This is a genomic window from Streptosporangium sandarakinum, from assembly GCF_013409935.1.
GTDB classification, from domain to species: domain Bacteria; phylum Actinomycetota; class Actinomycetes; order Streptosporangiales; family Streptosporangiaceae; genus Streptosporangium; species Streptosporangium nondiastaticum.
On record NZ_JACCCO010000001.1, the window covers coordinates 1360946 to 1386788 of the forward strand.

20 protein-coding genes are annotated in these 25843 nt (G+C 73.8%); 16 read left to right on the top strand and 4 right to left on the bottom strand.

The genetic code is table 11. From position 1 onward, the window contains the following. Positions 1 to 180: 180 nt before the first annotated feature. From HDA43_RS05945 to HDA43_RS05995, 11 genes are all read left to right on the top strand, one after another. Positions 181 to 1074: a TetR/AcrR family transcriptional regulator gene (locus HDA43_RS05945; RefSeq protein WP_218911616.1), complete on the top strand. Its 894-nt coding sequence runs from the start codon at positions 181 to 183 to the stop codon at positions 1072 to 1074. Continuing rightward, positions 1071 to 3587 (top strand): PEP/pyruvate-binding domain-containing protein, encoded by a 2517-nt coding sequence (locus HDA43_RS05950; RefSeq protein ID WP_179818709.1) that lies wholly within the window; start codon positions 1071 to 1073, stop codon positions 3585 to 3587. The genes HDA43_RS05945 and HDA43_RS05950 overlap by 4 nt, the downstream gene beginning before the upstream one ends. A 37-nt stretch (positions 3588 to 3624) precedes the next feature. Continuing rightward, complete coding sequence (locus HDA43_RS05955; RefSeq protein ID WP_246423913.1) at positions 3625 to 4551, top strand: neutral zinc metallopeptidase; 927 nt, start codon at positions 3625 to 3627, stop codon at positions 4549 to 4551. Positions 4552 to 4693: 142 nt separating this feature from the next. Further along, positions 4694 to 6238 (top strand): PucR family transcriptional regulator, encoded by a 1545-nt coding sequence (locus HDA43_RS05960; protein ID WP_179818710.1) that lies wholly within the window; start codon positions 4694 to 4696, stop codon positions 6236 to 6238. A gap of 286 nt (positions 6239 to 6524) precedes the next feature. Continuing rightward, a complete protein-coding gene (locus tag HDA43_RS05965) occupies positions 6525 to 7775 on the top strand; it encodes an NAD(P)/FAD-dependent oxidoreductase (RefSeq protein WP_179818711.1) in 1251 nt (416 codons plus the stop codon). A 231-nt stretch (positions 7776 to 8006) separates the two neighbouring features. Next, entirely contained in the window at positions 8007 to 9221 is a 1215-nt protein-coding gene (locus HDA43_RS05970; RefSeq protein ID WP_179818712.1) for an MFS transporter, read from the top strand. Further along, a complete protein-coding gene (locus HDA43_RS05975) occupies positions 9218 to 12883 on the top strand; it encodes a nitrate reductase subunit alpha (protein WP_179818713.1) in 3666 nt (1221 codons plus the stop codon). The genes HDA43_RS05970 and HDA43_RS05975 overlap by 4 nt, the downstream gene beginning before the upstream one ends. A 79-nt stretch (positions 12884 to 12962) precedes the next feature. Next, positions 12963 to 14660, top strand: a complete 1698-nt coding sequence (gene narH / locus HDA43_RS05980) for a nitrate reductase subunit beta (RefSeq protein ID WP_179818714.1) — start codon at positions 12963 to 12965, stop codon at positions 14658 to 14660. Continuing rightward, on the top strand, positions 14657 to 15283 hold the full coding sequence (narJ, locus tag HDA43_RS05985; RefSeq protein ID WP_179818715.1) for a nitrate reductase molybdenum cofactor assembly chaperone: 627 nt from the start codon (positions 14657 to 14659) through the stop codon (positions 15281 to 15283). The genes narH and narJ overlap by 4 nt, the downstream gene beginning before the upstream one ends. Continuing rightward, positions 15280 to 16008 carry a respiratory nitrate reductase subunit gamma gene (gene narI, locus HDA43_RS05990; protein WP_312873038.1) on the top strand — a complete coding sequence of 243 codons (729 nt, stop codon included), beginning with the start codon at positions 15280 to 15282 and terminating at the stop codon, positions 16006 to 16008. Before narJ ends, narI begins: the two co-directional genes overlap by 4 nt. 324 nt (positions 16009 to 16332) lie before the next feature. After that, complete coding sequence (locus HDA43_RS05995; RefSeq protein WP_179818716.1) at positions 16333 to 16914, top strand: nitrate reductase molybdenum cofactor assembly chaperone; 582 nt, start codon at positions 16333 to 16335, stop codon at positions 16912 to 16914. Between the two features lie 72 nt (positions 16915 to 16986). Here the strand turns inward: HDA43_RS05995 and HDA43_RS06000 are convergent, their stop codons facing one another. The 4 genes from HDA43_RS06000 to HDA43_RS06015 all read right to left on the bottom strand — a co-directional run bounded on the left by HDA43_RS06000 (position 16987) and on the right by HDA43_RS06015 (position 19966). After that, positions 16987 to 17148 carry a hypothetical protein gene (locus HDA43_RS06000; protein WP_179818717.1) on the bottom strand — a complete coding sequence of 54 codons (162 nt, stop codon included), beginning with the start codon at positions 17146 to 17148 and terminating at the stop codon, positions 16987 to 16989. Positions 17149 to 17384: 236 nt separating this feature from the next. Beyond that, entirely contained in the window at positions 17385 to 18005 is a 621-nt protein-coding gene (locus HDA43_RS06005) for a GH12 family glycosyl hydrolase domain-containing protein (protein ID WP_179818718.1), read from the bottom strand. A 289-nt stretch (positions 18006 to 18294) separates the two neighbouring features. After that, a complete protein-coding gene (locus HDA43_RS36315; protein WP_312873039.1) occupies positions 18295 to 19056 on the bottom strand; it encodes an NUDIX hydrolase in 762 nt (253 codons plus the stop codon). Positions 19057 to 19213: 157 nt separating this feature from the next. Further along, positions 19214 to 19966 carry a peptidylprolyl isomerase gene (locus tag HDA43_RS06015; protein WP_179818719.1) on the bottom strand — a complete coding sequence of 251 codons (753 nt, stop codon included), beginning with the start codon at positions 19964 to 19966 and terminating at the stop codon, positions 19214 to 19216. A gap of 178 nt (positions 19967 to 20144) precedes the next feature. Between HDA43_RS06015 and HDA43_RS06020 the strand changes: the two genes are divergently transcribed. The 5 genes from HDA43_RS06020 (at position 20145) to HDA43_RS06040 (ending at position 25704) form a co-directional block, all read left to right on the top strand. Beyond that, a complete protein-coding gene (locus tag HDA43_RS06020) occupies positions 20145 to 20666 on the top strand; it encodes an O-acetyl-ADP-ribose deacetylase (protein ID WP_179818720.1) in 522 nt (173 codons plus the stop codon). A gap of 170 nt (positions 20667 to 20836) precedes the next feature. Beyond that, positions 20837 to 21436, top strand: coding sequence for a riboflavin biosynthesis intermediates N-glycosidase (gene ybiA, locus HDA43_RS06025; RefSeq protein WP_179818721.1), 600 nt, complete (start codon positions 20837 to 20839; stop codon positions 21434 to 21436). A gap of 253 nt (positions 21437 to 21689) precedes the next feature. Beyond that, complete coding sequence (locus HDA43_RS06030; RefSeq protein WP_218911617.1) at positions 21690 to 23474, top strand: bifunctional metallophosphatase/5'-nucleotidase; 1785 nt, start codon at positions 21690 to 21692, stop codon at positions 23472 to 23474. A gap of 219 nt (positions 23475 to 23693) precedes the next feature. Beyond that, on the top strand, positions 23694 to 24317 hold the full coding sequence (locus HDA43_RS06035) for a TetR/AcrR family transcriptional regulator (RefSeq protein WP_179818722.1): 624 nt from the start codon (positions 23694 to 23696) through the stop codon (positions 24315 to 24317). A gap of 178 nt (positions 24318 to 24495) precedes the next feature. Further along, the gene (locus HDA43_RS06040; protein WP_179818723.1) at positions 24496 to 25704 is read left to right on the top strand and encodes an MFS transporter; all 1209 of its coding nucleotides are present in this window, start codon (positions 24496 to 24498) and stop codon (positions 25702 to 25704) included. The last annotated feature ends 139 nt before the right edge of the window (positions 25705 to 25843 follow it).

The window sequence follows — 25843 nt, forward strand, 5'->3', positions numbered from 1 at the left end:
CCCGGCGGGCGGCCCGGCCCCGTCGGCGCCGGGTGAGCGCGTGGGTGGAGGCCCGGCAGGCGGGACGGGACGACGGCCCGATCGTCCTTCCCCGCCGGGCCGGCCGGAGGTGTGCTATCAATTAAATGACCGGACAGCGGTTTTTGGTCAAAATTCTCGGAACGGCTGGTTCACACGGACATGACGGCACAGAACAGACCCGACGACGGCTCGTCGGCCGACGCGGAAGACGGCCCGGAAGCCGGGCCGGGAGACGGCCCGGGAGACGGGCCGATGGCCGCCTCGGGAGACGGGCCGGGGACCGGGGCGAAGGACGGGCCGGGAGGCGGGGCGCGGTCCAGGCGGCCCGGCCGGCCCCCGCGGGACGCCGCCCGGCACCTGGAGCGGGCGCACCGCATCCTCGACACCGCCGGTGAACTCGTTCTCGACCGGGGCTACGACGCCACCACCATCGGGGACATCGCCCGGCGCGCCGGGGTCGCCAAGGGCACGATCTACCTGCACTGGCGGACCCGCGAGGAGTTGTTCGCCGCGCTGCTGCGCCGGGAGCGGGCCGAGATGGCGGCCGAGGTGCGGCGGAGCGCGGAGGACACCCCCGGCCGGCTCCGCGACCTGCTCGGCCTGCTCGCAGCCGGGCTGCTGCGCAGGCCCCTGCTGCGGGCGAGCCTCCTCGGCGACTCGGCGGTGCTGGGCGGGCTCACCCGGGCCAAGCGCGACGACCGGGCGGACGCCGAACTGCGCGCCGGGTTCGGCCCCTACCTCGCCGCGCTGACCCGGCACGGCGCGCTGCGGGCCGACCTGACGCCCGCCGAGCACGTGACGGCCCTCTCCTCCATCCTCTACGGGTTCCTGACCATCCCCCGCCTGCTGCCCGGGACGTACGTCCCGGACGACGGGCGGCTGGCCCAACTGGTCGCGGACGCCTGCGGCCGGGCGCTGGAGTCCGGCACGGCGCCCACCGACGACGACGCCCGCGAGATCCGGCGGGCGACCCTGCGCTACATCGACTTCGTCCTGGAGAGCGCGCGGCACAAGCTGTGCCTGTCCCTGGGCACCGAGGAGACCCCCCGTTGAACGTCATCCCCCTGTCCGACGACGCCGCCGACCTCGCGACCGCGGGCGGCAAGGGCGCCTCCCTCGCCCGGCTGGCCCGCGCGGGCCTGCCGGTCCCCGGCGGCTTCTGCGTCACCACCGGCGCCTACCGCGACTTCGTCTCCCGCGACGGCCTGCACGACGAGATCACGCGTGCCGCCACCGGCCTGCCCGCGGACCGGGCCGCCCGGCGGATCGCCGAGCTGTTCGCCGGCCGGGAGGTCCCCGCGGAGACCGCCGCGGAGATCCTCGCCGCCCACGCGGAGCTCGGTGACGACGTCCCGGTCGCCGTGCGGTCGTCGGCCACCGCCGAGGACCTGCCCGGGATGTCCTTCGCCGGGCAGCAGGACACCTACCTCAACATCCGCGCCGACGGCCTGGTGGCGGCGGTCGCGCGCTGCTGGGCGTCGCTGTGGACCGAGCGGGCCATCGCCTACCGGACCGGTCAGGGCGTCCCGCACGACGACGTGGCGCTGGCCGTGGTCGTCCAGGAGCTGGTTCCCGCCGACGCGGCCGGCGTCATGTTCACCGCCGACCCGGTCACCGGCGCCCGCGACCGGATCGTGCTCAACGCCTCCTGGGGTCTGGGCGAGGCCGTCGTCGGCGGACTGGTGACGCCCGACACCGTCGTGGTCGACCGGTCCACCGGCGAGGTCGCCGAGGAGCGCGTCGCCGACAAGACCGTCATGACGGTCCGTACGGCCGGCGGCACCCGCGAGGAGCCGGTCCCGGACGACCTGCGCCGCCGCCCCGTGCTCGACCGGGCGCGGGCCGTACGGCTGGCCCGGCTCGGCGAGGAGATCGAGGAGCTGTACGGCGCGCCCATGGACGTCGAGTGGGCCCTGCACGACGGCACGCTCCACATCCTGCAGGCCCGCCCGGTCACCGGCCTGCGGCGACGCGTCGAGGAGTGGAACGACACCGTCAAGGGCGACTACCTGTGGACCTCCGCCAACCTCGGCGAGGCCATCCCCGACGTGATGACGCCCTGCACCTGGTCGGTGGTGCGGCTCTTCATCACCGAGGCCATGTCGGCCTCGGCGCTGCCCGGCTTCGACCTGGTCGGCAACATCGGCGGCCGGTTCTACATGAACCTGAGCGTGATGCACTCGATCGCCGCGGCGCTGGGCATGAAGGGGCGGCTCGGCGCGACCGAGCAGGTCTTCGGCAAACTTCCGCCCGGCCTTGACGTGCCGCCGCTGCCCGCCTCCCGCTGGGAGATCATCAGGGCCGTGCTGCCCCTGGCCTTCACGCTGCGCCGGCGGGTGCGGGTCAACCTCGCGCGGATGCCCGCCTTCCTCGCCACGGCGCGGGAGCGCAACGCGCGGCTGCGCGGGCGGATCGCCGCGACGACCTCCCGCGGCGAGCTGGCCGACCTGTGGGAGGGGGAGCTGCTGCCGTACCTGGTGGAGGCGTGCCGCGTCCTGGAGGCCGCCGGGCGGCAGGGCGGCGCGACCCTGGTCATGACCCGCGACCGGCTGCGCAGGCTGGTGGGCGAGATCGACGCCGAGGCGATGCTCACCGGCGCCGGGGCCGACGGGGAGCTGGCCAGTCTCGGCCCGATCGTCGGCCTGGGCCGGCTGGCCAGGGGTGAGATCGACCGGGAGACGTTCGCCCGCGAGTACGGGCACCGGGGCCCGCACGAGTTCGAGCTGTCGGTCCCCCGGCCCGGCGAGGATCCGCGGTGGATCGACGCGCAGCTCGCCGCCATGTCCGGCGCCGAGGACCGGGAGGAGAAGCTGTTCACCCGCCGCCGGGAGGCGGGCGAGGCGGCCTGGCGGCGGTTCGGGGAGCGCTTCCCGCGCCGGGTCACCGCCACGCGGCGGCGGGTGGCGCGGTGGAGCGCGGTCGTCCGCGACCGCGAGGCGGCCCGCTCGGAGGTGATCAGGGCCTTCTGGGCGGTCCGCGACCTCGTGCTGCGGGCCGGTGAGCTCACCGGCCGCGGCGAGGACCTGTTCTTCCTGTCGATCCAGGAGGTCATCGCCCTGCTGCGCGGCGACGAGAGCCCCCTGGACCATGTCGAGGTACGGCGGGCGACCTACGAGCGCTACGCCGCCCTGCCCGCCTACCCCACGCTGATCGTCGGCCGCTTCGACCCCGAGCGCTGGGCCGCCGACCCGGACCGGCGGCGTGACCTCTTCGACGCCCGGGGCGGCGGCGTGCCGGTGAGCGAGACGGTCACCGGGTTCCCCGGGGCGCCCGGGATCGTCGAGGGCACGGCCCGCGTCATCGACTCCCCCGAGGACGGCGACCGGCTCGCCCCGGGCGAGATCCTCGTGACGACGCTGACCAACATCGGCTGGACCCCGATGTTCCCCCGCGCCGCCGCCGTCGTCACCGACATGGGCGCGCCCCTGTCGCACGCCTCGATCGTCGCGCGCGAGCTGGGCATTCCGGCGGTGGTCGGCACCGGCAACGCGACCATGCGCCTGCGCGACGGCGACCGGATCAGGGTGGACGGCGAGCGCGGCACCGTGGAGGTCCTCACCGCCTGACGGCGGCACGCGGCGCCGGGGCTCTAAGCTGCCGGTCATGCGATGCCTCCCCCCGATCGGCGCCGGTCCGCGGCGCCCTGCCGCCGCCGTCCGCCGGACCGCCCCCGCGGTGGTCGCCTGCCTGACCGCCTTCATGGCCACGTGCGCGACCGCGATGCCGTACGGGGCGGCCGCGCGGGCCGACTCGGTCGCGGATCCGCGCGCCGCCACGCGGGTCCTCCCGGCGGCGCCGTACGGGACGACCGCGCGGCCTCACGGAACGGCCGGCCGGGCCGGGTCCGCCGGGAGCCCGTCGCTGGGGAGGGGAAGGCCGGCGGTCACATCGTGCCCCGAGCCGCCGCTCGTCGACGGCGGGATCCCCCGGTCGCGGGAGTACCTCACGGCGATCATGGGATGCCTGAACAGGTCGTGGTCCGGCCACTTCGCGCGTGCCGGACTGCGTTTCCGCGCGCCCACGGTCCGCTTCTACGAGGAGCCCGCCGAGCGCGTGTGCGGCGTACCCTGGCCCACCGGCGCGGCGGCCTTCTACTGCACGGAGAAGGCCACGGTGGTGTTCCCGCTCACCGGCGACTGGATCGAGGGCCGGACCGACCTGTACCCGCTGAAGATCGCGGCGCACGAGTACGGTCACCACCTGCAGAGCCTCACCGGCTTCCGGGCCCGCTACGAGGCCCGCGCCCGCGCGGACCGTGCCCGCCGGGCCGAGCTCAACCGCCGCTACGAGCTGCAGGCGGACTGCCTGTCGGGAGTGTTCCTGGGCAGCGTGCGCGGCTCCCTGTCCCGCACCGCGCCGGACTGGACGGCGCTGTCGGAGGCGATCCGGGCCGCCGGCGACGACGGTGACGGCGGCCCGCGCACCCACGGCACCGGCGCCCACCGGGCCCACTGGTTCGACCGCGGCCTCCGCACGGTCTCCCCGGCCGCCTGCGACACCTGGGCGGCCCCGCCGTCCGCGGTGTCGTGACCGGCGGAGCCGCCCCGGCGGGCACGGACGGCACGGGCGGCACGGCGGGTGGAGACGGCACGGCGGGTACGAATAGCACGACGGGTACGGGCGGCGCGGGTGTCCCGGCGGGCACGGACGGCACGGTGAGGGAGGTGGGCGCGTGCTGAGACTGGACCGGCTGGTGAACGTCCTCGGCGGATACGGCGCCCGCCTGTGCTGCGCCCCGGCGTCGCGGGCGGTGGAGCTGCGCAGCGTGGCGGTGCACGACCCGACCGACCCTCACCCCGCGACCGGCGACGTCTTCCTGTCGGTCGGCGTGGACTCGGCGGCCGACGCCGTACGGCTGGCCCGCGCGGCGCGGGCCGCCGCGGTGCTGGTGCGCGGGCGGCCGCCGCTGGACGAGGAGGCCCTGGCCGGCGCCCGGGACGCCGGGATCGCCGTGCTGCTGGTGGAGCCGGAGGTGTCGTGGAGCCAGCTGGCCGGCGTGGTGTACGGGCTGGTGGTCGAGGGCCGCCAGACCGACGCCGGGCGGGGGCCCACCGACCTGTTCGCCCTGGCCGACGCGCTGGCGGCCGAGGTCGGCTCCGCGGTGACGATCGAGGACCAGATGTCGCGGGTGCTGGCCTACTCCGGTTCGCAGCAGGCCGCCGACCCGGCACGGCTGGAGACGATCCTGGGCCGGCGGGTGCCGGAGGCGATGCGCCGGCTGTTCGAGCGCGGGGGCGTCTTCGCGCACCTGACGACCTCCGACGAGCCTCTGTTCGTCGAGCCCTCGCCCGAACACGGCCTGCGGGGACGCATGGTGGTCGCGGTGCGCGCCGGACGCGAGCTGCTCGGCTCGATCTGGGTGGAGTGCGAGCGCCCGCTGCCCGAGGAGCGCCGGGTCGTCCTCGTGGACGGGGCGCGGGCCGTCGCGCTGCACCTGCTGCGGTCCCGGGTCGGCGCCGATCTGGAGCGCCAGGTGGAGTCGGACCTCGTCATCCGGCTGCTGGAGGGCACGGCCGAGGCGCCCTCCCTGGTCAGCAGGCTCGGCCTGCCCCGGGGCCGGTTCCGGGTGATCGCGTTGCAGGCCCACGTCGCCGAGGAGCGGCACGCGGCGATCCTGCTGGCCTTCGAACGCGCGACCACGGGGTTCGGCTGGTCCCGGCCGGGACGCAGCGCGCTGTTCGGCAACACCCTGTACACCGTGCTGCCCTGCGGCGGCGACCCCGGGCCCGCCCGCGACTGGCTCGCCTCGATCGTGAACGTCCTGCCGCGGCGGGTCACCGTGTTCGCCGGCGTCGGCGGAGCCGCGGACCTGGGCCAGTTGCCCGCGAGCCGGCAGGAGGCCGACGAGAGCCTCGCCCTGCGGGCCGCCCGGCCCGGCGGCGACCTGGCGGTCGTCTACGACGAGTCGTGGGACGGGATCCTGCTGCAGCGTCTGCGGGCGGCCGCCTCCGCCGGGCGCGTCCCGGCCCGCGGGCCCGTCGCCGAGCTGACCCGGCACGACGCCGAGCACGGCACCCGGTACATCGCGACGCTGCGCGCCTGGCTGGAGGAGCAGGGGGACCCGGTCGCCGCCGGGAGCCGCCTGGGCGTCCACCCCAACACCGTCCGCTACCGGCTGCGCCGGATGGGGGAGATCACGAGCCTGCAGCTGGAGCTGCCGGAGAAGCGGCTGGCGATGATCATCGCGCTGGCCGCCGGGCAGGACGAGCGGTCCTGACCCCGGGCGGCGGCCCGGCCTTCCGGCGTCCGCGGCGGCCCCGAAGGCGTCCCGGCGTCTCCCGGGAACGTCCCGGCGTCTCCCGAAGGCGTCCCGGCGGCCCGGGTGTTTGTCGCGGCCGGACAAGCCCGGCGCCCCCGGTTGTCCGGCGCCGACAGACCGTTCCCGCGCCGGGCGCGTCATGCTCGTGCCACGTGGGCAAGACCCGCGTCGGGCGTACGACGAGCGTACGTCCGCCGGACGCCGTGCGTACGGCGAGCGGACGAGTCGGAGCGGAGAGGTTGTCATGGGCATCGAGGGCGGACCGCGCACGGCGGTGGTGATCGGCGCCGGCGTGGTGGGACTGTCCACCGCCTGGTTCCTGCAGGAGCGCGGTGTGGAGGTCACCGTGGTCGACCGCGACGGCGTCGCCGCGGGCGCGTCGTGGGGCAACGCGGGCTGGCTCTCCCCGGGGCTGGCCATCCCGCTGAACGAGCCCGGGGTGCTGCGCTACGGCATGCGCTCCCTGCTGGACCCGAGCGCCCCGCTGCACGTGCCGGCCACGCTGGACACGAAGCTGTGGTCCTTCCTCACCCGGTTCGCCGCCAACTGCACCTGGCGGTCGTGGGGCCGCGCCGTACAGGCCAACCTCCCGTTCAACGAGGAGTGCCTGGAGGCGTTCGACGTGCTCACCGCCAACGGCGTCGAGTCCCCCACGATCGAGGCGCCGATCCTGGCCGGGTTCGAGACCTCGCGCCAGGCCGTGGGCCTCCTGCACGAGCTGCGCCGGATCAACCGGTCCGGGCTGCACATCGACTACGAGGTGCTCGACCGCGACCGCCTCTCCGGGTACGCGCCGCAGCTCTCCTCCGGGGTGCGGGTCGGGATCCGGCTGGACGGCCAGCGCTACGTCGACCCCGGGGAGTTCACCCGCTCGCTGGCCCGCTCGGTCGTCGCCCGCGGCGGCGTCATCCGGTCCGGCTTCCGGGTGACCGGGGTGGATGACGACGCGGGCCGGCTCACCGTCCGGTCCGGCGCGGGGGACGGCGTCACCGCCGACGCCGTCGTCCTGGCCACCGGCGCCTGGCTGAACGTGCTCGGCCGGGAGTGGGGGGTGCGGACGCCGGTGCGCGCCGGACGCGGCTACTCCTTCACCGTGCCGACCACCGAGCCGGTGCCGGGGCCGATCTACCTGCCCGCCGTACGCGTGGCCTGCACGCCGTACCAGGGCGGGCTGCGCGTCGCCGGGACGATGGAGTTCCGCGACGCGGACGCCCCCCTGGAGCCGCGGCGGGTCCAGTCCATCATCGAGTCCGCCCGGCCGCTGCTGGCCGGCGTCTCCTGGGAGGAGCGCACCGACACCTGGGTCGGCCCCCGCCCCGTCACGCCCGACGGGCGGCCGCTCGTCGGCGCGACCAACGCGCCGGGACGGTTCGTCGCGGGCGGGCACGGCATGTGGGGGTTCACCCACGGGCCGGTGACCGGGCGCATGCTCGCCGAGCAGATCACCACCGGCAAGCAGCCCGGGGCCCTGCGTGACTTCGACCCCACCCGCTGAGGAGCCCATCCGCTGAAGACCTCATCAGCTGAGAGCCTCATCCGCTGAGCGAACCCACCGCCGTCCGCGCCGCCCGGCGCGGGCGGCGGTGGCATGAGAACCTTTGCCGCCTCCTGACCGGTATGTGTCATTGGGACGAGGCGATGGGACCAAAGACCCTGATGTTCAACCAGCCATCCGGGGAAGGTACCTCCGAACGCTCGCCGCCAGGGACCGGAGGCTTTCATCGCGATGAGGACCACCCCGCAGACCGCCCCGCGGGCGACCGGAGCCGGAGGAGGCGCGACGGTCGCGCTGATACTGGCGACGGTCGCGTTCGCGGTGAACTTCTGGGCCTGGGCCCTGCTCAGCCCGCTCGGCCCGGCCTACCAGGAGCTTCTCCGGCTGAGTCCCGGCGAGGTGTCGATCCTGGTCGCCGTCCCGGTCATCGTCGGGTCGCTGGGCCGGATCGTGCTGGGCGGGCTGACCGACCGCTACGGCGGGCGCGCGGTCTTCGCGGTGGCGAGCCTGCTGGGCGTGGTGCCCGTGGTGTTCCTGGCCTTCGTCGAGAACTACCCGGCGCTGCTGACCGGCGGGTTCCTGCTCGGCATGACGGGGGCGACCTTCGCGATCGGCGTGCCGTACGTCAACGCGTGGTATCCGCCGGAGCGCCGCGGGCTGGCGCTGGGGATCTTCGGCATGGGCAACATCGGCACCGCGATCTCCGGCTTCGCCACCCCGTGGCTGGCGGACTCCTACGGGCGCAGGGCGCCGTTCTTCGTGGTCGCCGCCGCGCTCGTCGTGGTCGGCGTGGTCTTCTGGCTGGTGGGCCGGAACGCCCCGGGCACCCGGCCGGCCGCCGAGCCGTTCACCACCCGGTTCCTCGTCGCGGCACGGCTGCGCGTCACCCGTGAGCTGGCGGCGATGTACGCGCTGACCTTCGGCGGGTTCGTCGCCTTCGGCGTCTACCTGCCGCTGTACCTCAAGTCCGGTTACGGCCTGACCACCGCCGACGCCGCGGCCCGCGCCGCCGGGTTCGTGGTGCTGGCCACCCTCGCCCGGCCCGCGGGCGGCTGGCTGTCCGACCGGCTGGGCGGCCGCCCGGTGCTGGCCGTGGCGCTGGCGGTCGTGACGGCGTGCGCGGTCGTGGTGGCCTTCACCCCGGCGATGCCGCTGGCCACGGCCGCCTTCCTGGCCATGGCCGCGGCGCTCGGCGTGGGCAACGGCGCGGTGTTCGCCCTGCTGGGGCGGATGATCCCGGGCCCGATGGTCGGCAGCGCGACCGGCGTGGTCGGCGCGGCCGGCGGGCTCGGCGGGTTCCTGCCGCCGATCGTGATGGGGCTGATCTACCAGGCGACCGGCTCCTACGCCATCGGGCTGATGCTGCTTGCGACGGTCGCCGCCGCCGCGTTCGTCTACTGCCGCTTCGCGCTCGGCGCGAAGGAGCCGAAGGAGGGCACCGCATGACCGCCGTGGATGGACCCGTCAGCGACGCCCTGCTCCGGCTGGGCCGCCACCTGCGCCCCGGGGAGGTGTCCCCAGACCTGCGGACGCTGCATCAGATCGGCGGCCGCCAGGGCGACGCCTTCTACCGCGACCGGTGGAGCCACGACAAGGTGGTGCGCTCCACACACGGGGTGAACTGCACCGGCTCCTGCTCGTGGAAGGTCTACGTCAAGGACGGGATCATCACCTGGGAGGCGCAGCAGACCGACTACCCCAGCGTCGGGCCCGACCGGCCGGCGTACGAGCCGCGCGGCTGCCCGCGGGGCGCCGCGTTCTCCTGGTACACCTACTCCCCCACCCGGGTCCGCTTCCCCTACGCCCGCGGCGTGCTGGTGGAGATGTACCGGGAGGCGAAGGCGCGGCTCGGCGACCCGGTGGCCGCCTGGGCCGACGTCGTCTCCGACCCGGTACGGCGCCGCCGCTACCAGTCGGCCCGGGGCAAGGGCGGCCTGGTCCGCGTCACCTGGGACGAGGCGACGGAGATGATCGCCGCCGCGCACGTGCACACGATCAGGACGTACGGCCCCGACCGGGTCGCCGGGTTCTCCCCCATCCCCGCGATGTCCATGGTCTCCCACGCCGCGGGATCCCGGTTCGTCTCGCTGATCGGCGGCACCATGCTGTCGTTCTACGACTGGTACGCCGACCTGCCGGTCGCCTCCCCGCAGGTCTTCGGCGACCAGACCGACGTGCCTGAGTCGGCCGACTGGTGGGACGCCGCCTACCTGATGCTGTGGGGCTCCAACGTTCCGGTCACCCGCACCCCCGACGCGCACTACATGGCCGAGGCCCGCTACCGCGGCCAGAAGGTCGTGGTCGTCTCCCCCGACTACAGCGACGCGACCAAGTTCGCCGACGAGTGGCTGGCCCCGCACCCGGGCACCGACGGCGCGCTGGCCATGGCCATGGGCCACGTGATCCTGAAGGAGTTCTTCGCCGACCGGCGGACGCCCTACTTCGACGACTACATCCGGCGCCACACCGACCTGCCGTTCCTGGTCGCGCTGGAGGAGCGCGACGGCTCCCTGGTGCCCGGGAAGTTCCTGACCGCCGCCGACCTCGGCGAGGAGGGGGCGGAGGCGGCGTTCAAGACGGTGCTCCTGGACCGGACGACCGGCGGCCCGGCCGTGCCCAACGGCTCACTCGGCTTCCGCTACTCCGCCGAGGGCGAAGGCCGCTGGAACCTCGACCTCGGCGACATCGACCCGGCGGCGTCCCTGCACGGCCTGCCCGGGGCCGAGGCCGTACCGGTCGCGCTGCCCCGGTTCGACCAGCCGGACGGCGACGGGGTGCTGCGCCGCGGGGTGCCCGCGCTGCGGGTCGCGGACCGCCTCGTCACCACGGTCTTCGACCTCCTGCTCGCCCAGTACGGCGTGGCCCGCCCCGGCCTGCCGGGCGGCTGGCCGGCCTCCTACGAGGACGCGGCCGAGCCGTACACCCCCGCCTGGCAGGAGGCGGTGACCGGGGTGCCGGCGGCGCGGGCGGCGCGGATCGCCCGCGAGTTCGCCCGCACCGCCGAGGAGTCCGGCGGCCGCTCGATGATCATCATGGGGGCGGGCACCAACCACTGGTTCCACTCCGACACGATCTACCGGTCGTTCCTGGCGCTGACCACGCTGACCGGCTGCCAGGGCGTCAACGGCGGCGGCTGGGCGCACTACGTGGGTCAGGAGAAGTGCCGGCCCGTCACCGGCTGGGCGCAGCTCGCGGGCGGGCTCGACTGGGCGCGCCCGCCCCGGCAGATGATCGGCACCGCCTACTGGTACCTGCACACCGACCAGTGGCGCTACGACACCTACACCGCCGACACCGTCTCCTCCCCGCTCGGCGACGGCTCGTTCGCCGGGAAGTCCACCGCGGACCTGCTGTCGCAGTCGGCCCGGCTGGGCTGGATGCCGTCGTACCCGACGTTCGACCGCAACCCCCTGGACCTGGCCGACGAGGCCGCCGCGGCCGGGCTGGAGCCGGGACCGTACATCGCCGGGCGGGTCGCCTCGGGCGCCCTCGGCTTCGCCTGCGAGGACCCCGACGCGCCGGGCAACTGGCCGCGGGTGCTGACGGTGTGGCGTGCCAACCTGCTGGGCTCCTCGGCCAAGGGCAACGAGTACTTCCTGCGCCACCTGCTGGGCACCGACTCCTCGGTGCGGGCGGAGGAGGCCGCGCCCGACCAGCGGCCCGGCGACGTGCGCTGGCGCGAGGAGGCGCCACAGGGCAAGCTCGACCTGCTGCTGTCGCTGGACTTCCGCATGACGTCCACGACGCTGTTCTCCGACATCGTGCTGCCCGCCGCGACGTGGTACGAGAAGCACGACCTGTCGTCGACCGACATGCACCCGTTCGTACACGCCTTCTCCCCCGCGATCGACCCGCCCTGGCAGACCCGCACCGACTTCGCCGCGTTCGCCGCCATCGCCAAGGCGTTCAGCGCCCTGGCCCGCACCCATCTCGGGGTACGGCGGGACGTGGTGGCGGTGCCGCTGCTGCACGACACCCCCGACGAGCTGGCCACCCCGCACGGCCGGGTGCGCGACTGGCGGCTGACCGGGGAGACGCCCGTGCCCGGCCGGGACTTCCCGAAGATCGTGACGGTCGAGCGCGACTACGGCGCCGTCGCGGAGAAGATGGCGGCGCTCGGCCCCCTGACGGACCGGCTCGGCGCCACGACCAAGGGCGTCACCTACGACGTGGCCGAGGAGGTGGACCGGCTGCGGAGCCTCAACGGCGCCGTCCGCGGCGGTGCGGCCGACGGCCGGCCGTCCCTGGCCCGCGACGTCGACATGTGCGAGGCGATCCTCGCCCTGTCGGGCACCACCAACGGGCGGCTGGCCGCGCAGGGGTTCGCCACGCTGGCCCGCCGTACCGGGACCTCCTTCGACGGCCTAGCCGACGAGCACAAGCGGATCACCTTCGCCGACACCCAGGCCCGCCCGGTGCCGGTGACCACCTCCCCGGAGTGGTCGGGCAGCGAGACCGGCGGGCGCCGCTACTCGGCGTTCACCGTCAACGTCGAGCACCGCAAACCCTGGCACACCCTCACCGGCCGCCAGCACTTCTTCCTGGACCACGACTGGATGCACGAGGCCGGGGAGGCGCTTCCGGTCTACCGGCCGCCGCTGAACATGACCGCGCTGTTCGGCGAGCCGGGCCTCGGGGAGGGCGGCGCCGAGGGCGTCGTCGTGCGCTACCTCACCCCGCACTCCAAGTGGTCGATCCACTCCGAGTACCAGGACAACCTGCTGATGCTGTCGCTGTCGCGAGGCGGGCCGACCATCTGGATGAGCCCGGCCGACGCCGCCCGCGCGGGCATCGCCGACAACGACTGGGTGGAGGCGGTCAACCGCAACGGCGTGGTGGTGGCGCGGGCGGTCGTCTCGCACCGCATGCCGACCGGGACGGTGTACATGTACCACGCCCAGGAGCGGGTGGTGGACGTGCCGAAGAGCGAGACCTCCGGCCGGCGCGGCGGCATCCACAACTCCCTGACCCGCCTGCTGGTCAAGCCGACCCACCTCATCGGCGGCTACGCCCAGCTCACGTTCGCCTTCAACTACCTGGGCCCGACCGGCAACCAGCGCGACGAGATCACGGTGGTCCGCCGCCGCTCGCAGGAGGTCGACTACTGATGCCCGCCACGGAACCGCGCCGTCCCTTCGAACCCTTCATGCCCTTCGTGCCCTTCGAGCGGGAGGAGGTGAGCGGGCGATGACCAGGGTCATGGCGCAGCTCGCCATGGTGATGAACCTCGACAAGTGCATCGGCTGCCACACCTGCTCGGTCACCTGCAAGCAGGCGTGGACCAACCGGGCCGGAGTCGAGTACGTCTGGTTCAACAACGTCGAGACCCGTCCCGGCCAGGGCTATCCGCGCACCTACCAGGACCAGGAGAAATGGAGGGGCGGCTGGGAGCTGAACCGGCGCGGCCGGCTGCACCTGCGGGCCGGCGGGCGGCTGCGCAAGCTGCTGTCCATCTTCGCCAACCCGCTGATGCCGTCGATCCAGGACTACTACGAGCCCTGGACCTACGACTACGACCGGCTGTTCTCCGCCCCCGCGCAGGAGGACACCCCGGTCGCGCGGCCCAGGTCCCTCATCACCGGCGAGGACACCAAGATCACCTGGAGCGCGAACTGGGACGACGACCTGGCCGGCGGGCCGGAGCTGGCGCCCGCCGACCCGGTGCTGCGCAAGGTCTCGGAGGAGGTGAAGCTGGAGTTCGAGCGGGCGTTCATGTTCTACCTGCCGCGCATCTGCGAGCACTGCCTCAACCCCTCGTGCGTGGCCTCCTGCCCCTCCGGCGCGATGTACAAGCGCTCCGAGGACGGCATCGTCCTGGTGGACCAGGACCGCTGCCGCGGCTGGCGGATGTGCGTGACCGGCTGCCCGTACAAGAAGGTGTACTTCAACCACCGCACCGGCAAGGCCGAGAAGTGCACCTTCTGCTACCCGCGGGTCGAGGTGGGCATCCCCACCGTCTGCTCCGAGACGTGCGTCGGGCGGCTGCGCTACATCGGCCTGCTGCTGTACGACGCCGACCGGGTCGCCGAGGCCGCCGCCGTACCGGATGAGAAGGACCTGTACGAGGCGCAGCGGAGCGTGCTGCTCGACCCGCACGACCCCGAGGTGGCCGCGGCGGCCAGGGCGCAGGGCATCCCGGAGGACTGGCTGGAGGCCGCCCGCCGCTCCCCCGTGTACAAGCTCATCTTCGACTACAACGTCGCGCTGCCGCTGCACCCGGAGTACCGGACGATGCCGATGGTCTGGTACGTCCCGCCGCTGTCGCCGGTCGTCGACGCGCTGGCCGGCACCGGCCACGACGGCGAGGACGCCGGCAACCTGTTCGGCGCCATCGACACGCTGCGCATCCCGATCGACTATCTGGCCGGGCTGTTCACCGCCGGCGACCCCGAGCCGGTCCGCGCGGTGCTGCACAGGCTGGCGGCGATGCGCTCCCACATGCGGCGCGACAACCTCGGGCAGCAGCCGGACCCCTCGATCGCCGAGTCCGTCGGCATGACCGGCGAGCGGATCGAGGAGATGTACCGGCTGCTGGCCATCGCCGCCTACGACGAGCGCTACGTCATCCCCCGGGCGCACGCCGAGCAGGGCGCGTGGCTGGAGGAGACGGCCACCGGCTGCAGCCTCGACCGCGAGGGCGGCCCCGGCATGGGCGGTCCGTTCGGTGAGGCGTCCGGCATGCCCGCGCCGGTCTCCGTGGAGACCTTCCACGCGCTCAAGGACCGGCAGACCACCGAGGGCCTGGCCGAGGCCGACCGGCTCCGCGGCCGGGTCAACCTCCTCAACTGGGACGGCAAGGGCGTCCCCGAGGGCCTCTTCCCCCGCCAGGACGACGGCTCCCGCCAGGACGACGGCTCCCGCCAGGACGATGAGAGGAAGACATGAGCGCTCTCGACGACGCCGGGCTGCGCACCGCCCACATGGTGGCCTCGGTGCTGCTCGGCTACCCCGACGAACGGCTGTACGAGGCGCGGCCGCTCCTTTCGAGGTCGGTGGAGACCCTCCCCTTCGGGGAGGTCCGCGCCCGGCTGGCCGCCTTCCTCCGCCACGTGGCCGCCACCCCGCGGCGGGAGCTGGAGGCGCACTACGTGGCGACGTTCGACCTGAAACGGCGCTGCTGCCCGTACCTGACGTATTACACCTACGGCGACACCCGCAGGCGCGGCGCGGCGCTGCTGCGGTTCAGGCACGCGGTCCGCGCGGCGGGGTTCGACCTCTCCGGCGAGGAGTTGCCCGACCACCTGGCGGTGGTGTGCGAGCTGTCGGCGCGCGGCGCCACCGGGCCCGCCATGCGGCTGCTGCGCGAGCACCGCGCGGGCCTGGCGGTGCTGACGCGGGCGCTGCGGGAGGAGGGGTCGCCGTACGCCGACGTCGTGGCCGCGGTGCAGGCGACCCTTCCGCCGGCCCGCCCGTGGGAGCAGGAGGCGGCGCTGCGCCTGGCGGCCGAGGGACCGCCCGCCGAGGAGGTCGGGCTGGAGCCCTACGCGATCGCGGGGGGCGACCGGTGAACGCCCTGGACACGGCGCTGTGGGTGGTGGCCCCCTACGTGGCGCTGACCGTTTTCGTGCTCGGTCACGTGTGGCGCTACCGCTACGACAGGTTCGGCTGGACCACGCGCTCGTCGCAGATGTACGAGTCCCGGCTGCTGCGGGCCGGCAGCCCGCTGTTCCACTTCGGCCTGCTCCTGGTGATCCTCGGCCACGTCGGCGGGCTGGTGGTCCCCAAGGGCTGGACCGAGGCCGCCGGGGTGAGCGAGACGGCCTACCACGTCGCGGCCGTCGTGCTCGGCACGCTGGCGGGCGTGGCGACCGTGGGCGGCCTGGTGATCCTGGTCTACCGGCGCCGCACCGTCGGCCCGGTGTTCACCGCCACGACCCGCAACGACAAGCTCATGTACGCGGTCCTCGCCCTGACCATCGCGCTCGGCCTGGCCGCGACGGTCGTGGCCAACGTCATCGGCGGCGGCTACGACTACCGCACGACGATCTCCCCGTGGTTCCGGTCGATCTTCCTGCTCCACCCGGAGGGCGAGCTGATGGCGGGCGCCCCGCCGCTGTTCCGGCTGCACGCGCTCAGCGCGCTGGTGCTGTTCGCGATCTGGCCGTTCACCCGGCTGGTCCACGCGCTCACCGCGCCGGTCGGCTATCTCACCCGTCCCTACATCGTCTACCGCAGCCGGGACGACCGGCGCGGCCTGACGGCGCCCCGGCGCGGGTGGGAACCGACCCACTGACGGACCCGCGGGCCGTACGGCGGGCGGGCGTCCGCCGTACGGCCGGCGGCGCCGCCACCCGCCGCGCCGCCCCTCGCCGCACCGTCGGCCGTACCACCGGATATTTCCTGCTTTATGTGAACTTAAGGACCTTAGTCCCAGGCGGCCCGACCAAAGACCCTGCCGCGCCGACCGGCCATCCCGAAAAGCTGGTCCCCGCACGTATGACGCCACAGGGTCCGGAAGGGATTCCCACATGATGACCGCCCGACAGGTCGCCCGGGAGAGAACCGGACGAGGACCGTCGGCCGCGCCGGCACGAGCCGCGACGGGCGCCGCGTCGTCATGAGCGTTCTCGACGGCGGGGTGCGCACCGCCCACATGGTCGCCTCGGTACTGCTCGGACGGCCCGACGAGGGGCTGCGGGAGGCGTGGCCGCTCCTGGCGAGATCGGTCGCCACGCTTCCCTTCGGCGAGGTCCGCAACCGGCTGACCGCCTTCCTCGTCCACGTGGCGGCCACGTCCCAGACCGCCCTGGAGGCGCACCACACCGCGGTGCTCGGCCCGGGACGCAACCGCCGGTTCCGCCTGGCCTGCCACTCCCCCGGCGACGCGGCCGAACGCCAGGAGACTCTGCACCGGTTCGAGAACGCCTTCCGCACCGCGGGGTTCGGCCTGTCCGGTGAGCAGCCGGCCGACCACCTGGCGGCGGTGTGCGAGCTGTCGGCCCGCGGCGCCGTGGATCCGGCCGTGCAGCTGCTGCGCGAGCACCGCGCGGACCTGGCGGAGCTGCGCGGGGAACTGGAGGAGGAGGGGTCACCGTACGCCCACATCGTGGCCGCGGTGCAGGCGACCATTCCCCCGGCCGGCCCGCGCGAGCGACGCCCGGTGCCCTGCGCCGCGCGGAGCCGGTTCACCGCCTGGTAGCGCCGTACGGTGAACCGGCCCGGTTCACCACCCGGTGACGCCGGGAGGCCGGTCGAGGGGGACGGATGCGGGTCAGGCGGGCGCGAGGCGCTCGGCGGCCATGTCGCGCAGCCGGTCGGCGAACGCGAGCGCCTGCTCGGGCGTCATGCGCGGCTCGGGACCGACGTAGAAGACCACGATGTCGCCGTTGGGGGACGTCGTGGCCGCGAACGGGAGCGAAGGTGAGATGACCATGATGCGATCATTCTTGCCTGCCCCACCGACATTTCGCAGTTCGTTTAACCCGCCGCGGCCGCTTCCGCTCCTCAGGACACCGTGCGGGGCGTGCCGTTCGGGGTGAGTGCGGCCGGGGCCGGGTCGCCGGCGCCGTAGGAGCCGTTGAACCCGATGCCGGTCGAGGCGCCGGGGCGAGGGAGGCGGAACGGCCCGGGGGTACGGCCGAGCGCGCGTGCCGCGCCCCCGGGGCCGGGTCAGGACGCGGCGCAGGTGTAGCCGGAGGGCACCTGGATGTTGCCGTACCAGACCTCCCAGGTGGCCCCGGCGAGGCTGACCGTGCCCACCCGCGAGCCGACCGGCTGGATCGGCCCCACGCGGTTGAGCCACACCATGATCTCGGCGCCGGTGTTCTGGCCGTCGGTCCGCGGGGTCGGGTCGAACCAGATGTCGTAGGCGGCGTCGTACACCCCGCTGCCGGGGTAGGTCATGCTGACGCTGGTCTGGACGCCGTTGAACCGGCTGTCGCTGGCCCGCATCGGCAGGCCGCTGCCGGAGGTGCAGTTGGCGTAGTGGCATCCGGCGTAGATCGACGGGTACGAGCCCGGCGCGCCGTTCGTCGGCTTGTTGTGGCTCGCCTGGGTGACGGTGAAGCCGGTGCCCGTGACGTTGACGCACTGGGTCGTGTCGTCACCCCAGTTGTTGTTCTGGACGATGTACCTGCCGTTCTGGATGGTGGTCGAGCCGTACTTCTCGCAGATGGTCGTGTCGGCGCGTGCCGGGGCGGTGACCGCTCCCGCCGCGAGGACCAGGCCGAGCGCGGCGAGGATCACCGCGACGGCCCGGCTCATGCCGCGTCGTTCTCTCGTGTCCGTCATGGTGCGCTGCTCCGGGGGTCGCGAACGTCTGTGGGGTCCCTCCTGCACGACGCACCATAAAGTCCGGTCTCCTCGCTGCAAACGGTCGCCCGGTCGTACCGCGCCGAGTCCGGCCGGTCACCAGGTGCGATCCTCACCGGCGGGTCGCGGGTCCCGTGAAAATTTCACCCGTCTCCACCCTGCCGGAGGCCGCCGGAAGCCCGCCGGACGCCCGGGGCCGCCGCCCCGGGCTCAGCGCCCCGGGCTCACCGCTCTGGGCTCACCGCTCTGGGCTCACCGCCCCCGGGGCTCAGCGCTCCGGGTCGTCCCAGCCGTGGAGCGCGAAGCCCCGCCCCTCCGCGATCGCCCGCAGGGCCGCCGCGGGGTAGTCGACCATGTCCGCGGGCAGCCCGTCCATCGGATACCAGGCCAGGCCGTCGCACTTGCCGGGTTCGGCGTTGTACGGCTCGCCGGTCCAGCGCTCGGCCCGGAAGAACAGCCCGACCCGGTCGGGGGCGCGGTGCATGACGTGGACGAAGGTCAGGTCGGCCGGGTCGACGGTGACGCCGACCTCCTCCGCCGCCTCGCGGGCCGCGGCCCGGAGCGCCGGCTCCCCGGCCTCCAGGTGCCCGCTGGGCAGGTGCCACAGGCCGTCGCCGTACCCGGTGTTCGCCCGCCGCCCGAGCAGCAGCGCGCCGTCGCGGACGAACATCACGTGCACGTCGACGATCGCGGTGAACCGGGTCCGGCGCACCCGGTGCGGCGCGGTCGCGACGCGCCGGTCGAGGGCCTGCGCCCACTTGACGGCGACGGCGGCGACCTGGATCAGCTCGCCACGCAGCAGGTCGGGGTCGTCCTCGGCGAACGCCTCCAGGACCTCCTCGCGCAGGATGTGCCGCCAGGTGACCCCGCCCGCGCGCTTGGCCTCGTCGAGGTCGCGCTTGGCGCGGTCGGCGGCGGCCGTGCCCTCGGAGCCGGTGCCGTCGGGGTGCTCCTGTATCCCCCACATGGCGTCCTGCGCGGCCCGTTCGGCGGCGACGTCGGCGAGCACCCTCCTCAAGGATCCCGGCACGCCGGAGTCTCCGTCGGCCCTCACGCCCCACACCCTCTCCTCGCGCGTGCCCGCCGCCCGGTCCCCGGCGCGTCCGCCGTACGGTCGCGGCGGCGGAACGGCGTTCGGCGGTGACGCCTCCGCTGACGATCCGCCGCGGAGGCGTCACCGCGGACGACTAGTGCCGGATCCGGGCGTCGCCGATGTCGACCGGGAGGGCGGGCCTGCCGTCCACCGGCGGTGTCGGGCCTCCCTCGACGGGCTGGATGCCACCGGCCGCGATGCGGTCCAGGGCGGCGAGCCCGGCGGCGTCGACCGTCCCGAAGACCGTGTAGTTGGCCGCCAGCCCGGAGTCGCCGTAGACCAGGAAGAACTGGCTGCCGTTGGTGTCCGGCCCGGCGTTGGCCATGGCCAGCACTCCGCGCGCGTACGTCCTGCGCTGCCCGGTGGAGTCGCCCGGCCACGGCGGCAGATCGGTGGGCAGTTCGTCCTTGTACCGGTAGCCCGGTCCGCCCTCGCCGGTGAAGTTGGGATCACCGCACTGCAGCACCTTCAGCCGGTCATAGGCGGTCAGCCGGTGGCACGAGGTGGCGTCGTAGAACCTGTGCCGGATCAGGTGCACGAAGCTCTGCACCGTACAGGGGGCCTTGGCCGCGTCGAGGGTGAGCCCGATGTCGCCGTGGTTGGTCTTGAGGACCGCGGAGACGGGGCGGGTGGGGGTGCGACGCGGGTCCGGCGGCAGCGGCACCTTGCGCGCGGCCGGCTCGTCCGGGGTCGGGGTGTACTGACACGGACCATTCGTCGGCCTCGGCGGCCTGCCCCCGGCCTCGGCCGCCGAAGCGGGCATCACTCCCGATGTGACCAGCGAGCCCGTCGCCGCCATGACCATCGCGGCGCGTACCGCGCGTCGCGGCAACGCTCTGTCGAACATGGTGTCCTCCCGGGAGATGATCGATGACCTCCTGAGGTCTAATCGATCTGACCGAGGACGTCAAGGACTCGGCCCGGCGCACCGGCGGGATGTGAGAAGACCGGCCGCGGTGGAAGATTACGGGCCTGGTCTCCTCCCCGCGGCCGAAGCCCGGGGTCTCCACGCTCAAGGAGTTTCGATGAGAATCACGCTGGTCCCCGGGGACATCACCACCCAGAACGTCGACGCCGTCGTCAACGCCGCCAACTCCTCGCTCCTCGGGGGCGGCGGGGTCGACGGGGCGATCCACCGGCGCGGCGGCCCGGCGATCCTCGCCGAGTGCCGCGAGCTGCGCGCCTCCCGCTACGTCAACGGGCTGCCGACCGGCATGGCGGTGGCCACCACCGCGGGCGAGCTGCCGGCCCGCTGGGTCATCCACACCGTCGGCCCCGTCTTCTCCGCCGGCGAGGACCGTTCGGAGCTGCTCGCCTCCTGCTACCGCGAGTCGCTGCGGGTCGCCGACGAGCTCGGCGCGGCCGGCGTCGCCTTCCCCGCGGTGTCGGCGGGGGTGTACGGCTGGCCGATGGACGACGCCGCCCGCATCGCGGTCGGCACCGTGAGCGCCACGGCCACTCGGGTGTCGGAAGTGCGGTTCGTCCTGTTCACCGCGGACGCCCACGCCGCCTTCGACCTGGCGCTCAGCCTGCTGGACCGGCCGTAGCCCCGCGCCCGACCGACCGGACCCGCCGTGATTCCGTGTCCGCTGAGCCGTACGGCGTGCCGGGGCGCCGGGGCGGCGGCGTGCCGGGGCGGTGGGGCGCCGAGGCGGCGCGCCCGTCAATCCGGTGGCCCGGCCGCGGCCGTGCGTGACATGGTGAGCCGGTGTCCGGAATGAGCAGACTCCCCCGTTCGGTCGCCGAGGCCGTGACCGCCGAGCGGAACGGCGTGGCGCTCCGCCACCTGTTCTTCTGGGGGCACCGGCCGCCACGCGGCGGAGGCGTCGGCCCGGGGTGCCTCAGCCAGTGGTGGGAGGCCCCCTTCACGGTGGACGGGCACGTCTTCCGCTCCGCGGAGCACTACATGATGGCCCGCAAGGCGTGGTTGTTCGGCGACGACGAGACCGCCGAACGAATCCTCGGCGCCCGGCATCCCGATGAGGTCAAGCGGCTCGGCCGCGAGGTCCGGGGCTTCGACGAGGCCGTCTGGCGCGAGCATCGCTACGGGATCGTGGTGCGCGGCGGTGTCGCGAAGTTCGGCGCGCACCCGGAGCTGAGGGAGTTCCTGCTGGGCACCCGCGGCCGGGTCCTGGTCGAGGCCAGCCCGGTGGACCGGATCTGGGGCATCGGGCTCGCGGCGGACGACGCGCGCGCCGCCTCCCCCGCCGCCTGGCGGGGGTCCAACCTCCTCGGCTTCGCCCTCATGGACGCCCGCGACGCCCTGGCGGACGGCGACCCGGGGGAGCCGGGGACGACCCTCCCCGGGGCGGGGTGAGCCGGGACCGGCGCCATCGAGGGGACAGAAAGGTTCATTTAAGGCTAAAGGGACAATAACCCTAGAAGTCGAAATAAGGAACAATTCAAAAATAAGGCAAGCTTGGTGATTCAAGCCGACACTGATTAACAAAAAGGAGTCCGGGGAGCAGTCCTCAGATTTCTCCTTTTTGATAACTAATTGGTGGAAAGTCGTAAGGCGCGCCTGATCGGCTGTACGGGATCTTCAACCCGTACGACCCCAAGGAACACGCGTGCGACTCCTCCCCCGAAGGCTCCCCATCGTGGCGGGCCTGGCCCTGACCGCGCTCGTCACGACCCAGCCGGGCATCGCCCAGGCCCGGCCGCCGCACGAGCGGCCCGTGGACGTGCAACTGCTGTCCATCACCGACCTGCACGGCTATCTGCGCCCGCACGACGACGCGGCCAACGGCACCGTCAAGGACGCCGAGGGCAGGACGATCGTGGTCGGCGGCGCCCCCTACATCGCCACCCACCTGAAGCGGCTCCGGGCCGGCCACAAGAACTCGATCACCTTCTCCACCGGCGACAACTTCAGCGGCTGGCCGACCGAGGTCGCCTACCACGCCGACGAGCCGACCATCGAGTTCCTCAACCGCGTCGGCGTGGAGTTCAGCGCCGTCGGAAACCACGAGCTCGACCTGTCGCCGTCGTTCCTGCGCGACCACATGGGCAAGGGCCGCTGCTTCGGCGAGGTCGACGTGGACAGTTGCTTCACCGACTCGACCGGCCGGCGCTTCCACGGCGCGGACTTCCCGTTCTCCTCGGCGAACATCACCGCCAAGGGGTCGGGCAAGCCGCTGCTCGCGCCGTACGTCATCCGGTGGGTGAAGCCGGAACGCGGGCCGAAGATCCCGGTGGGCTTCATCAACCTGACGACCCCCACCACGGTGGGCGGCTCGACCTCCTACCAGCCGACTCTGGACAACCTCTCGCTGGTGGAGACCGCCAACCGCTACGCCGCCGAGCTGAAGCGCCGGGGCGTGGAGGCGATCGTGGCCAACGTGCACGAGGGCGGCACCGCGGGCGACGTCTACGACCGGTGCAACGCCAACCCCACGGGCCCGGTGTTCGACTTCGCCCGGCAGGTCACCCCGGACATCGACGCGATCGTCACCGGCCACTGGCACGCCCTGTTCAACTGCTCGGTGCCGGACCCGGCGGGCGACCCGCGCCCGGTGGTCGAGGCGGCCAACCACGGCAGGCTGATCAACGAGATCAACCTGCGGATCGACCCGGCCACCCGGGACGTGATCCGCTCGGCGACCACCTCGGTCAACCACCCGGTCACCCGTGACGTGCCCGCCGACCCCGAGATGGTCACGCTCGTCGACCACTGGGTGAACCGGGGCGGGCAGACCTACGCCCGGCCGGTCGGCACGATCACCGGGGACCTCACGCGGACCCGCGACGCCGACGGCGAGAGCACGCTCGGCAACTTCGCCGCCGACGCCGAGTACGCCGACTCCCGGCGCACCCCGGGCGGGAACGCCGACCTCGCGATGGTCGCCGTCGCCCCGGTCAAGGGCTCGGTGGCGCTCCGCGGCGACCTGCGGTACGCCAAGGGGACCAACCCGGCCGACGCCGACGGCACGGTGCTGTTCGGTGAGGCGTGGTCGGCCTTCGGCTACGCCAACCCGGTGGTCACCGTCTCCGTCACCGGCGCGGCGATCGAGCAGGCACTGGAACAGCAGTGGCAGACCCAGGCGAACGGCTCGGTGCGCTTCGCCCCGCTGGCCGTCTCCGGCAACGTCCGCTACTCCTACGACGCCACCCGGCCGGTCGGCGACCGGGTGAACCCCGCCGACGTCCTGATCGACGGCAGGCCCCTGGAGACCGGGCGCACCTACCGGCTCGCCGCCCTGGCCTACACCCTGATCGGCGATGACGGCTACACCGCGTTCGCCGGGTTCACCGACGCCGTGCGCGGCAGCCGCGACTACGAGGCGTTCCGTGCCCACTTCGCCCAGGGTCCCGTGACGCCCCCGGCCCTCGACCGGGCCACCGCGCTGCGCTGACCCCGGCCGACCGTACGGCCCGCGCGGCGGTCGTCGCCGCGCGGGCCGTACGCCGGAAGGCCACGTGGGCCGTACGCCGAAGGCCACGTGGGCCGTACGCCGGAAGGCCAGGCGGGCCGTACCGTCCTCGTGGCCCTCGAAGGCCACTCGCCGTAAGCGGCTCCCGGTGGGGTGCGAGCCGTACTGTACCGATCATTCCAAAAATGTTACGGTGACCGCATGGCACGGCCGAGGACGTTCGACGAGGACCGGGCCCTGGACGCGGCGATGCACGCCTTCTGGGAGAAGGGCTACGAGGCCACCTCGACCCAGGACCTGTGCGACGCCACCGGACTGGGCCGCAGCAGCATCTACAACGCCTTCGCCAGCAAGCACGACCTGTTCAAGCGCGCGCTGGCCCGCTACATCGAGACCATGGACGCCGCCCAGTTCGCCGTCCTGGAGGACGAGGGCAGGCCCGGCGCGGAGCGGATCCGCACCCTGTTCGCCATGGTGATCGGCGACGACCCGGACGACCGGCGCGGCTGCCTGGCCGTCAACACGGTCGTGGAGCTCGCCGACCGGGACCCGGAGGCGGCCGGAATGCTGGAACGCGACACCGCGCGCCGGCTGGCCGTCATGCGCGCGGCGCTGGAGGCGGGACAGCGCGAGGGCGGCATCACCTCCTCCCGCGACGCGGGCTCCCTGGCCCGCTTCGTCAACGCGGTGATCGCGGGGCTGCGGGTCTCGAGCCAGGGAGGCGCCGACCGCGCCACACTGGAGGCCATCGTGGCGACGGCGATGGACGCGCTCACCCGCGAACCCGCGCCTTCCGACCCCGGGCCGGCCACCCCGGACCGCTGACCACCGGCCCACCGATCCACTCACCCCGAACCACCGGCCCATGGGCCCACCGATCCACCGGCCCAGGACCGCCGGGCGCCGGCCTGGAACCCGCCCCCGAAGCCCCGGGACTCCACGCCGCCCTCCCATGCCCATGTTTTGAATCGATCAATCCAAAACCGATCTCCCAAGGAGAACCGTGCATCGCGCCGTACACATAATGGCCCTCGGCATCTTCGCCATGGTGACCAGCGAGTTCGCCGTCGCCGGTCTCATGCCGCAGATCGCGGAGGGGCTGGGCGTCACCGTCCCGCAGGTCGGCTACCTCGTCACCGCCTTCGCGGCGGCCATGGCCGCAGGCGGCCCGTTCCTGACCGTGGCGCTGCTCCGGGTGAACCCGAAGACGGCGCTGACGGCGCTGTTCGCCGTCTTCCTGGCGGGCAACGTGCTGGCCGCCGTCGCCCCCGGCTACGGGGTCATGACGGTGGCGCGGGTGATCACCGGAGCCGCCTCCCAGGCGTTCTTCGGGATCTCGATCTCACTGTGCCTGCGACTGGCGCGTCCCGAGGCGCGGGGCCGGGCCGTCGCGGCGGCCATGAACGGCCTGATGCTCGGCACGCTGCTCGGCATGCCGCTGTCCACCCTGATCGGCGAACGGCTGGGCTGGCGCGCCGCCTTCTGGGCCGTCGGCGTCCTGACGGTGATCGCCGCCCTGGCCACGCTCGCCGGGGTGCCGCGTCTGGAGCGCGCCGGCGACGGCGGGAACCTCCGGAGCGAACTGGCCGCCTTCCGCGCCCCGCGCCTGTGGCTGACGTTGTCCACCAGCACGTTCATCATCGGCGCGACGTTCGCGGCCTTCACCTACTTCACCCCGGTCCTCACCGGGGTCACCGGCTTCGCCGCCGGGACCGTCCCGCTGCTGCTCGTCGCCTACGGCGCCGCCACCGTGGCCGGGAACGTCGTCGTCGGGCGTCTCGCCGACCGGCACACCCTCGCCGTGCTGTTCTGCGGCCTGGTCCTGAACCTCGTCTTCCTCACCGGGTTCGCGCTGCTGGCCCATCTCCCGGTCCCCGCCGTGACGTTCATGATGGGGATCGGCCTGGCAGGGGTCACCCTCAACGCGGCGATGACCGCCCGCGTCCAGCGGGCCGGGAACGCCGGGCCGCTGGTCAACACCGTCCACACCTCCTTCATCACCCTCGGCGTCATCATCGGGTCCTGGGCCGGCGGGCTGGGCGTCGACGTCTTCGGCCTGCGCGCCCCGCTGTGGCTCGGCGCCGCCCTGGCCGCGATCGGGATCGCCACCCTCGTTCCCGACCTCCTCCGCCGCCGTCGCCCGGCGCTCTCGGACGCGCCGCGCGAGGGTGCCAGGACCGATGGCGATCTACTCTCCGAGGCCGTGAGTTGAGGACGGCTTCGGGAACGCCTGGCCGTACGAACCGGACGCCGGGGTAGGGAACCGGCAGGCCGCACGCCGCGGCGCCCGCGCCGTCCCACCGGCCGCCGCGGGCGTCCCGTCGGCCCGCCGGAGGACCCCACACGGAAGG

Coding starts and splice junctions, on each gene's coding strand:
- HDA43_RS06015 (WP_179818719.1), bottom strand. CDS start 19,966: ATGTTCGACAGAGCGTTGCCGCGACGCGCGGTACGCGCCGCGATGGTC.
- HDA43_RS05975 (WP_179818713.1), top strand. CDS start 9,218: ATGACCGCCGTGGATGGACCCGTCAGCGACGCCCTGCTCCGGCTGGGC.
- HDA43_RS06035 (WP_179818722.1), top strand. CDS start 23,694: ATGGCACGGCCGAGGACGTTCGACGAGGACCGGGCCCTGGACGCGGCG.
- HDA43_RS05970 (WP_179818712.1), top strand. CDS start 8,007: ATGAGGACCACCCCGCAGACCGCCCCGCGGGCGACCGGAGCCGGAGGA.
- HDA43_RS06000 (WP_179818717.1), bottom strand. CDS start 17,148: ATGGTCATCTCACCTTCGCTCCCGTTCGCGGCCACGACGTCCCCCAAC.
- ybiA (WP_179818721.1), top strand. CDS start 20,837: ATGAGCAGACTCCCCCGTTCGGTCGCCGAGGCCGTGACCGCCGAGCGG.
- HDA43_RS05965 (WP_179818711.1), top strand. CDS start 6,525: ATGGGCATCGAGGGCGGACCGCGCACGGCGGTGGTGATCGGCGCCGGC.
- HDA43_RS05945 (WP_218911616.1), top strand. CDS start 181: ATGACGGCACAGAACAGACCCGACGACGGCTCGTCGGCCGACGCGGAA.
- HDA43_RS06020 (WP_179818720.1), top strand. CDS start 20,145: ATGAGAATCACGCTGGTCCCCGGGGACATCACCACCCAGAACGTCGAC.
- narJ (WP_179818715.1), top strand. CDS start 14,657: ATGAGCGCTCTCGACGACGCCGGGCTGCGCACCGCCCACATGGTGGCC.
- HDA43_RS05995 (WP_179818716.1), top strand. CDS start 16,333: ATGAGCGTTCTCGACGGCGGGGTGCGCACCGCCCACATGGTCGCCTCG.
- HDA43_RS06005 (WP_179818718.1), bottom strand. CDS start 18,005: ATGACGGACACGAGAGAACGACGCGGCATGAGCCGGGCCGTCGCGGTG.
- HDA43_RS05955 (WP_246423913.1), top strand. CDS start 3,625: ATGCGATGCCTCCCCCCGATCGGCGCCGGTCCGCGGCGCCCTGCCGCC.
- narH (WP_179818714.1), top strand. CDS start 12,963: ATGACCAGGGTCATGGCGCAGCTCGCCATGGTGATGAACCTCGACAAG.